Raw genomic sequence first — 3,364 nt, 5'->3', positions numbered from 1 at the left:
GAGGCGCAGCGACAGGCCGATGCGCTGACGCTGCACATCCACCTCGAGCACCTTGACCTTCACCACGTCACCGGATTTGACGACCTCGCGCGGGTCCTTGACGAAGTTGTGCGACATGGCCGAGACGTGCACCAGACCGTCCTGATGCACGCCGACGTCGACGAACGCGCCGAAGGCGGCGACATTGGTGACGACGCCCTCGAGCACCATGCCCGGCTTCAGATCGGCGACCTTCTCGATACCGGCGGCGAATTCGGCGGTCTTGAACTCCGGGCGCGGATCGCGGCCGGGCTTCTCGAGTTCGGCGATGATGTCGGTGACGGTGGGGACACCGAACTTCTCATCGGTGAACTCGGCGGGCCGCAGTGCGCGCAGCACCGTGGTGTTGCCGATCAACTCGGCCATACCCCGGCCGGTGGAGTCGAGAATGCGCCGCACCACCGGGTACGCCTCCGGGTGCACCGCGGAGGTGTCGAGCGGATCCTCGCCGCCGCGAATGCGCAGGAAGCCCGCGCACTGCTCGAAAGCCTTGGGGCCCAGGCGCGGCACCTCCTTGAGCGCGGCCCGGCTGCGGAACGGGCCATTCTGATCGCGGTGGGCCACAATGCTTTCCGCCAGTGAGCCGGCGATACCGGAGACCCGCGACAGCAGCGGCACCGACGCCGTGTTCACGTCCACGCCGACCGCGTTCACCGCGTCCTCGACCACCGCGCCGAGCGACCTGGCCAGCAGGGTTTCGGACACGTCGTGCTGGTACTGACCGACGCCGATGGATTTGGGATCGATCTTCACCAGCTCGGCCAGCGGATCCTGGAGACGGCGGGCGATGGAGACCGCACCGCGCAGCGACACATCCAGATCCGGCAGCTCCTGGGTGGCGTACGCCGACGCCGAGTACACCGACGCGCCCGCCTCGGACACCACGATCTTGGTGGGCTTGTTCTCCGGAATGCGCGAGATCAGTTCGGCGGCAAGCGCATCGGTCTCCCGGGAGGCTGTGCCGTTGCCGATGGCGATGAGCTCCACCCCGAAGCGGGCCACCAGTGCGCCCAGCACGGCCAGGGACTTCTCGGTCTGCCCCTGCGGCTTGTGCGGATAGATGACCTCGGTGGCGACCACCTTGCCGGTACCGTCCACCACGGCCACCTTGACGCCGGTGCGGTAGCCCGGATCCAGGCCCATGGTGGTGCGGGTGCCCGCGGGCGCGGCCAGCAGCAGATCGCGCAGGTTGGCGGCGAACACGTCCACGGCGTCGCGTTCGGCGGACTGCCGCAACCGCATGCGGGTGTCGATGCCCAGGCTCACCTGGAGTTTGGTGCGCCACGCCCACCGCACGGTGTCCAGCAGCCAGGAGTCGGCGGCGCGGCCCTGATCGGCGATGCCGAACTTGTGCGCGATCCGGCCCTCGTAGATGGTGCGTTCGCCGGGGGCGGGCTCGTCGGCATCGGGTTCGAGATGCAGGGTGAGCACCTCTTCCTTCTCCCCACGCAGCAGCGCCAGGATCCGGTGCGAGGGCAGCTTCTCGAACGGCTCGCTGAAGTCGAAGTAATCGGCGAACTTCGCGCCCGCCTCCTCCTTGCCCGCCCGCACGGTGGAGGTGATCTGTCCCCGGCTCCACATGAGTTCACGCAGTTCACCGACCAGGTCGGCATCCTCGGCGAAGCGTTCCACCAGGATGGCGCGGGCGCCGTCGAGCTGTTCGGCGGTGTACTGGGCGGGGTCGGTGGTCGGGTCGGTCAGCAGCGCGTCGGCCACCGGCTCGTGCCCGGCCTCGCGGGCGATCTGCGCCTTGGTGCGCCGCTTGGGCTTGTACGGCAGGTAGATGTCCTCGAGCCGCGCCTTGGTCTCGGCGAGCATGAGCTGCGCGTGCAGCTCGGCATCCAATTTGCCCTGGCCGCGAATGGATTCGATGATCGACGCCCGGCGCTCGTCGAGTTCGCGCAGGTAGTGCAGGCGTTCGTCGAGCTGCCGCAGCTGGGCGTCGTCGAGTCCGCCGGTGACCTCCTTGCGGTAGCGCGCGACGAACGGCACGGTCGATCCGCCGTCGAGTAGTTCGACTGCGGCACGCACCTGCTCGTCCCGCACCCCTAGCTCATCGGCGATCCGGCGGCTCACGCTCGCCAGCCCGACGGTGCTCGGAGTTCCGGTGCTGTCTGCGTTGACGGTTTCGGAGGCTGTCGTCACGCCCGCAGACACTACCCGCGGCGGGTGACGCCGCGTCGAGGTGCCACTCCCGAACCGCCGTGGCGGCACGCGAAACCGGTGCGCCGAATCCGCGAGCCGACGGCCCACCGCGGCGACGAGTCAGTCCGGCGGCAGCAGATCGGGGCGGCGTTCCCGGGTGCGCCGCAACGATTGTTCGCGACGCCAGGCGTCGATCTTGGCGTGATTGCCGGAGAGCAGGACGTCCGGGACGTCCAGACCGCGCCAGGAGACCGGGCGGGTGTAGCTGGGCCCTTCGAGTAGGCCGTCGGAGAACGAATCCTGTTCGTGGGACTGCTGATTGCCCAGGACGCCCGGAATGAGGCGGACGACGGCCTCGGTCATCACGAGGACCGCGGCCTCGCCGCCGATCAGCACGTAGTCGCCGATGCTCACCTCTTCGACCCGCACCCGGCGGGCGGCGTCGTCGAACACGCGCTGGTCGATGCCCTCGTAGCGGCCGCAGGCGAAGACGAGATGCTTTTCGGCGGACCATCTTCGGGCGGTCGCCTGGGTGAACGGCACCCCGGCCGGGGTGGGGACCACGAGCAGCGCGTCGTCCGGGCACACCGCGTCCAGCGCGTCACCCCACACCACCGGCTTCATGACCATGCCGGGGCCGCCGCCGTAGGGCGAATCGTCCACGGCCTTGTGCACGTCGTGCGTCCAGTCGCGCAGATCGTGCACGCCGACCTCGAGGATGCCCTTCTCGACCGCCTTGCCCAGCAAGGCCGTTCGCAGCGGCTCCAGATATTCGGGGAAGATGGTGACGACGTCGATACGCATGGCGCTCACTCCGCGTCCAGCAGCCCTTCGGGCGGGTCGAGGACGATCCGGCCCTCGGCCACCGACACCGTCGGCACGATGGCGGTGACGAACGGCACCAGGATCTCCCGGCCTGCGGGCGGGAAATCCTCGGACGCCTTGATCGACAGCAGTTCTCCGGCGGCGGAGTGCAGCACCTCGGCCACGGTGCCGACGACGGTGCCGTCGGTGAGGGTCGCGGTGAGCCCCTCGAGTTCGTGATCGTAGAACTCGTCCGGATCCGCCGAGGGCGGCAGATCCGCGGTGTCCACCACGAACAGCGTGCCGCGCAACGCATCCGACGCCGTGCGGTCGTCGACGCCCACCAGACGCAGCAGGAGTCGGCCCCCGAGGCCCC

General features: G+C 69.3%; 3 protein-coding genes. All 3 read right to left on the bottom strand.

Annotation, left to right across the window (positions count from 1 at the left end; translation table 11 throughout):
* A partial coding sequence (locus QK444_RS34390; protein WP_282786183.1) for a Tex family protein occupies positions 1-2,124 on the bottom strand: 2,124 nt, incomplete at its 3' end.
* A gap of 180 nt (positions 2,125-2,304) precedes the next feature.
* A complete protein-coding gene (trmD, locus tag QK444_RS34385) occupies positions 2,305-2,988 on the bottom strand; it encodes a tRNA (guanosine(37)-N1)-methyltransferase TrmD (protein WP_195122015.1) in 684 nt (227 codons plus the stop codon).
* 5 nt (positions 2,989-2,993) lie between these two features.
* Positions 2,994-3,364 (bottom strand): ribosome maturation factor RimM (gene rimM, locus QK444_RS34380; RefSeq protein ID WP_282786182.1); only part of this gene is annotated, 371 nt, incomplete at its 5' end.

Origin of the sequence: Nocardia sp. CC201C (genome assembly GCF_030010695.1) — a bacterium.
Lineage (GTDB): Bacteria > Actinomycetota > Actinomycetes > Mycobacteriales > Mycobacteriaceae > Nocardia > Nocardia otitidiscaviarum.
Note: the sequence above shows the minus strand (reverse complement) of the source record. Positions and strands in the feature narration are given on the sequence as shown.